This window comes from Pontibacterium sp. (assembly GCF_041587635.1).
Classification (GTDB): Bacteria; Pseudomonadota; Gammaproteobacteria; order Pseudomonadales; family Balneatricaceae; genus Pontibacterium.
In genome coordinates this window covers 1-5,514 of record NZ_JBFGYC010000257.1, presented here as the reverse complement: position 1 = coordinate 5,514, position 5,514 = coordinate 1, and the positions used below count along the sequence as shown (strand labels likewise).

Sequence of the window (5,514 nt, the reverse complement as noted above, 5' to 3'; positions counted from 1 at the left end):
TCCCACGCTCCCGCGTGGGAATGCAGACAGTGCCTAATTTCAGCACCCACTGACCAGAACCCTCGAGATGGGTTCCCACGGGGGACCATGGGAACCTGAGGTGTGTTTGCGCAGAGTAAGCGATTTACCTCGTTCCCACGCTCCCGCGTGGGAATGCAGACAGTACTTAATTTCAGCACCGTACTGACCGGACTCTCGATATGGATTCCCACGGGGGACAGTGGGAACCAGAGGTGTGCTTACGCTGTGTGAGCGGTTACCTCGTTCCCACGCTGCTTCTTCCCACATTCATGCGTGGGAATGCAGACCGCGCTTAATTTCAGCATCGTACTGACGGAACCCTCGATATGGGTTCCCACGGGGGACCGTGGGAACCAGAGGTGTGTTCTCTCAGGGTGGGCGGTTACCTCGTTCCCACGCTCCCGCGTGGGAATGCATATCAGCTAAGTAAGCGGTTACTCAGCGCTTAAGAGGCATCGCGGGGTTCGCGCGCCATGGTGTAAAACTCGCGGTTCGCCTGCATAGAGGTGATGATTGCCATACGGTTTGAAAGACCAAAGAACGCGGTGATACCGGCAATATCCCAGATATCTTCGTCGTCAAAACCGTGCATGTAGAGGGCTTCGTAATCGTCTTCGCTGATCACTTCCGGTGACTGCGACAGCGACATCGCAAAATCCATCATCGCTTTCTGGCGTGGGGAGATTGGCGCGTGCAGGTAGTTGATCGCAATCTGGTCGGCCAGTAACGGCTCTTTCGCAAAGATACGCAGCAGCGCACCGTGGGCTACAACACAGTACTGACAGCCGTTCGCCGCACTGGTCGCAACGATAATCATCTCTTTCTCCGCGGGTGTCAGGGTGCTTTCTTCGCGTTCCATGATCGCATCGTGGTAGGCAAAAAAGGCGCGGAACTCCGCAGGGCGGTGGGCCAGTGTCAGGAAGACGTTAGGGATAAAACCGGCTTTTTCCTGTACTGCCAGAATACGGCTCTGGATATCTTCAGGCAGGGTATTCAGTTCTGGCACCGGGTAACGGCTGATATCGGACTGGCTCATGCATTCACCTGTAATTCTGTTTAAACAGTGGGTTCTTCAATCGTCAGATTGTTGAACGTTTTGATTTTGGAAACTATGAGTGCCATCCTAGCAAGTCAAAACGATCATAATCAGTCATCTGAGCGCCAAATAACGCGCATATTCGGTCATCTATGAATAAAATACTGGGATTAGTCTACGACGACTATCAGGCCTCCGGCATCGCCACCACGTTTGATGTATTTAACGTGATCAACACCATCTGGAAACAGCGCGGTGGCGAAGAGCCGTTATACGAGTGTTTTCTGGTATCGGCAGGGCAGGATGAAGTGCGGGCCTCCAACGGTTGCCGTATGCGGGTTGATTACACGCTGGATAACGCCCCTGAGGCTGATCTGATCTTTGTACCGGGTATTCACCATGAAGATGGCAATGACCTGATCAACCATCTCACCGGTCTGAAACGTGAGACCGAATGGCTGCGTAAACAGTATGCGGCAGGTCAGCAGATCGCAGCTAACTGCAGCGGTGTATTCCTGCTGGCTGAAACCGGCCACCTGAAAGGACAATCCGCGGCAACCGCGTGGTGGTTGGGTGGGTTATTTCAGAAGCGTTATCCCGATGTCACCCTGCGTAAGGATACGCTGCTGGTGGAGAATGATCAGGGCTACTGTACCGGTGCGATGACCGCCAATCTGGGGGTGATGTTGCAGGTGGTGGAGAAGCAAGTCGGGCGGCAGTTGGCGCAGATCTGTGCAAAAACCATGTTGATCGATGCCAGTCAGAGTTACGCCTCGCCGTATGTGTTTTTGCAGGAACAAACCGAACATCAGGATGCGATGGTGCTGGCGGTAGAAAGCTGGATGCAGCGCCATATCAGCCAGCCGCTGGATCTGGAATCGTTAGCGAATTTGCACTGTGTCAGTGAGCGTACGCTATCGCGCCGCTTCAAGAAAGCACTGGGGGTGAGTCCTTCCGAGTACCTGCAAAAACTGCGCATCGAACACACGAAATTATTACTGGAAACGACTAGTTTGAATATCGAGCAGATTGTAGAGCGGGTGGGGTACAGCAGTGCCAGCTCACTACGACGTTTGTTCCGCAATGCGCTGGGATTATCACCGCGAGATTATCGGGCGCAGCTCAGCCAAACCTGATCTGACTGACTTGAAGGCGAACCACGCCGTATCGCGGTTCAGTGCATCACACTGTAGCCGTCTTCTATGATCAGTTTTCGAGCTTTCTCTAAGTCCAGCTCCTCAATCGGAGAGGCCAGATAGTAGGGCAGGCTGACAGGTGTTTCGCTCAGCTTAATCATATCCCCGTCCATCAGTCGCTCGATGACTGAGTGCAGCGTTTTTTCCAAATTCGAGGGCGGAGACGGGTATCGCTGGCCCATATAGTTAATCATTTCCTGAATGGTGTGTGCACCATCTGCCAGAGTAACCACTGTACCAAGCCATTCATCCAGCGGGGTGATGTTCTCAGGGTAATTGATGTCGGCCAGTGCAACTTGATTGTTTTTGCGGGTGAAGATGATCGTGCGATAGAAGTACTGTGAATTGTCCATCAGTAGAACCCATTTAAGATTTTTAAAAGTGTCGGGTGTGAATGGCTGCTGTGTAAAAAGCCCAATCCGCAGCCACCATTAAGCGCCGTATAAACGGCAGCTTCGGCACTTTGAAATAAAGACTGATGACAACACGGCACGCTACGTTAAAACAAACATCGCGACCCATCACGTTATAGATATCGTAGCTGAAGCTTCTGATAGTGACGAGCAGACATCCGCCTTTGCTTGCGCCAGCGCAATCAACCATTGTCGCCCACGCGGCGAACAGATCGGTTGCTGATGGAAAACCGTACGATGACTGCCACAATATTCTTGAGATACAGCTCTTGAGATACAGCTCTTGAGATACAGCTCTGGAGATACAGCTCTGGAGATATTGCTCTTGAAATACAGCTCTGGAGATACTGCTTCAGATATAGAGAACAGGTGGGTCGAAACCTGTTCTCTAACATTGATAGGTGAGGGAATGAGCGTTAGCTCAGTGCACGCTCGATCCACTCCATGCGATCCTGCCCGAAATGCATCTCATCATCCACGAACATCGTCGGCGCACCAAATAAACCCCGCCCAACCGCCTCTTCAGTGGCGCTGATCAACGCCTTTTTGATCTCGGGTTGGGTCATCGCTTCCATCACAACCTGCGCATCAAAACCGGCCGTGTTCAGTACTTCAGCCATCACTTCAGGGGATGAGAGGTCTTTTCCGTCGGCCCAGGCCGCGGTGTACATTGCGCGGTTATAGTCTTCGATCCGTCCTTCCGACAGCGCCCACATGGCGCCACGCATCGCGTTGACCGTACTGAAGATGAAGTGTGGGTTTAGCTGATAGGGAATATCGTATAACGCCGCGTAGCGGGCAAAGTCTTTTTGGATCCATTCCCATTTCGCCGGGATCGTCACCGGCGAGGTATTTCCACCGGCCTTAAATACGCCGCCCAACAGCATCGGTTTGTAATTGATGGTTGCGCCGGTGCGTTCGCACAGCTCGGTGAGTCGGGCTAACGCGATGTACGATGCCGGGCTGATAAAGTCGTAATAGAAATCGACGGTTTTACTCATCCAATAATCCTCTGTCCGTATTTAAATATAGCGCGGCTTACCACGGTTCTGCGTAGGGGCGTACGTCCTGCTCGAACGTCCATGCGCTGCGCGGTTGCATGTGGATCTGCCAGTAGATTTCGGCCATGTCGTCCGGTTGCATAACGCCGTCCTCCCCTTTGCTGGCAAACTGTTCTGCGAGAAATGCTTTGGTGGCTTCGTTATTGATCAGACCATCGACTATCACGTGCGCCACATGGATGCCCTGCGGGCCGAGTTCGCGCGCCATGCTCTGGGCCAGTGCCCGTAACGCATGTTTGCCGCCAGCAAAGGCCGAAAAGTTGGCGCTTCCACGCACACTGGCGGATGCACCGGTGAAGATAATGGTGCCTTGTTCTCGTGGAAGCATCCTCTTAGCCGCTTCACGGCCGACCAGAAAACCGGCAAAGGCACACATCTCCCAGACTTTGCGATACAAGCGCGCGGTTGTCTCCACAATGCTGCACGGCACGTTTGCACCGATGTTGAACACCACCACACTCATCGGTCCTAGCTCGGATTCGACTTTATTAATCAGCTGAATCACTTGGTCTTCGTCGCGGGCATCGGAGTGCAACGCTGTGATCCCCGCCCCCAGTGCCTCAACCTCGCTCACCAGCGTATCCAGATCGCCCCGGCGACGGGTCGCAACAATGTGGTATCCCTCGGTGGCAAAACGTCGGGCGATGGCGGATCCCAGATGATCGCCGGCCCCGATGATTAACGCGATCGGTTGTTGAACTGCTGTCATCCCCATCTCCTGATAAACGCTGATCGTTGAGAAAAGTCTATTACTTGGCTTAGAATAAATATAATCAATTGTTTGAATTGAAATGATAATCAGGGGTTATGGTATGGAGTTGCAGCAGCTACGTCTGTTTTTGGCGGCAGCCGAATCAGAAAGCTTTACCCGTGGGGCAGAGCGCGCATTTGTCTCCCAGCCCGCGCTGTCTGTGTCTATTTCCAAACTGGAAGCCGAGGTCGGCGTAAAGCTGTTTACCCGCAACAAACGTAACGTGGTGCTCACACCCGCAGGCCGCAAGTTGCTGCAACGAGCAAAGCTGATAGTGGGGGAGTGCGCCAGAGCGAAGGATGAGCTGAAGCAGCACGATGTGCAGCGAAGACTTCGACTGGGCGTGATCAATACCCTGTCCATCACCCATGTGGCCCGACTGATCGAGCAATATCGTCGGGAGCACCCAGACCTGAAACTGGATGTGGTTGATTCGAGCGCTGCCGAGATGCACAAGCTGGAACGTGATAACCGTGTTGATCTAGTGCTGACCCTGTTGCAGAGTAATCCACAGGCCAGCAGACGCTTTAACTGCTCAAAAGAGATCTTCGCTGAACCTTACGTAGTGGCGATGTCCCGCAACCATCACCTGAGCCGATCCCCATCGATCAGCGTGTCAGATCTGGATAAAGAACCCTTTATTGGCCGCAGCCACTGTGAACACCGTAAGGTCATGGAAGGGTTACTGAAACAGCACAACATCCGCCTGAATATGGCCTATATCACCAATCAGGACGACCGTGCCTTAGCACTGGTGGAAGCAGATGTGGGCATTGCCATCGTACCCGAGCACTATGCGTCATCCCGCATTACAACACTGCCGCTCGTCGAAGACCTCAGCCAACGCTCTATCGGCTTTGAGTGGGGCGAGAGCGAAAACCTGAACGAGATCACCCAGTTTGTGGATTTTGCCAGTACGGCATCCTGGACCTATGCGGATATGTAATTGCTACTCCACATTGATTCGCCCTCTGGCTCTAAAGCCGTGACCAATATATAGTGTCCCGAGGTGGGTAATAGGAGTACCCGTATCGTA

Annotated in this window: 6 protein-coding genes; 2 read left to right on the top strand and 4 right to left on the bottom strand. The window is 53.1% G+C overall.

Annotated features, from left to right (window positions below; all coding sequences use genetic code 11):
* Positions 1-466: 466 nt before the first annotated feature.
* A complete protein-coding gene (locus ABYW01_RS12860) occupies positions 467-1,057 on the bottom strand; it encodes a peroxidase-related enzyme (protein WP_193953422.1) in 591 nt (196 codons plus the stop codon).
* A 152-nt stretch (positions 1,058-1,209) separates the two neighbouring features.
* On the opposite strand from ABYW01_RS12860, the gene ABYW01_RS12855 reads away from it, so the two are divergent.
* A complete protein-coding gene (locus tag ABYW01_RS12855; protein ID WP_372833285.1) occupies positions 1,210-2,193 on the top strand; it encodes a GlxA family transcriptional regulator in 984 nt (327 codons plus the stop codon).
* 38 nt (positions 2,194-2,231) lie between these two features.
* Here the strand turns inward: ABYW01_RS12855 and ABYW01_RS12850 are convergent, their stop codons facing one another.
* The 3 genes from ABYW01_RS12850 to ABYW01_RS12840 all read right to left on the bottom strand — a co-directional run bounded on the left by ABYW01_RS12850 (position 2,232) and on the right by ABYW01_RS12840 (position 4,436).
* Positions 2,232-2,606, bottom strand: a complete 375-nt coding sequence (locus tag ABYW01_RS12850; RefSeq protein ID WP_372833282.1) for a hypothetical protein — start codon at positions 2,604-2,606, stop codon at positions 2,232-2,234.
* Positions 2,607-3,082: 476 nt separating this feature from the next.
* Positions 3,083-3,667 carry a 2-hydroxychromene-2-carboxylate isomerase gene (locus ABYW01_RS12845; protein ID WP_372833280.1) on the bottom strand — a complete coding sequence of 195 codons (585 nt, stop codon included), beginning with the start codon at positions 3,665-3,667 and terminating at the stop codon, positions 3,083-3,085.
* Between the two features lie 37 nt (positions 3,668-3,704).
* Positions 3,705-4,436, bottom strand: a complete 732-nt coding sequence (locus ABYW01_RS12840) for an SDR family oxidoreductase (RefSeq protein WP_372833278.1) — start codon at positions 4,434-4,436, stop codon at positions 3,705-3,707.
* Positions 4,437-4,539: 103 nt separating this feature from the next.
* Here ABYW01_RS12840 and ABYW01_RS12835 point away from each other — a divergent pair, with 103 nt between their 5' ends.
* The gene (locus tag ABYW01_RS12835; RefSeq protein ID WP_372833275.1) at positions 4,540-5,424 is read left to right on the top strand and encodes a LysR family transcriptional regulator; all 885 of its coding nucleotides are present in this window, start codon (positions 4,540-4,542) and stop codon (positions 5,422-5,424) included.
* Positions 5,425-5,514: the final 90 nt, after the last annotated feature.

What these genes read in the sequence shown, in the direction of transcription:
- ABYW01_RS12860 (WP_193953422.1), bottom strand. Translation starts at nt 1,057, where the DNA reads ATGAGCCAGTCCGATATCAGCCGTTACCCGGTGCCAGAACTGAATACC.
- ABYW01_RS12855 (WP_372833285.1), top strand. Translation starts at nt 1,210, where the DNA reads ATGAATAAAATACTGGGATTAGTCTACGACGACTATCAGGCCTCCGGC.
- ABYW01_RS12850 (WP_372833282.1), bottom strand. Translation starts at nt 2,606, where the DNA reads ATGGACAATTCACAGTACTTCTATCGCACGATCATCTTCACCCGCAAA.
- ABYW01_RS12845 (WP_372833280.1), bottom strand. Translation starts at nt 3,667, where the DNA reads ATGAGTAAAACCGTCGATTTCTATTACGACTTTATCAGCCCGGCATCG.
- ABYW01_RS12840 (WP_372833278.1), bottom strand. Translation starts at nt 4,436, where the DNA reads ATGACAGCAGTTCAACAACCGATCGCGTTAATCATCGGGGCCGGCGAT.
- ABYW01_RS12835 (WP_372833275.1), top strand. Translation starts at nt 4,540, where the DNA reads ATGGAGTTGCAGCAGCTACGTCTGTTTTTGGCGGCAGCCGAATCAGAA.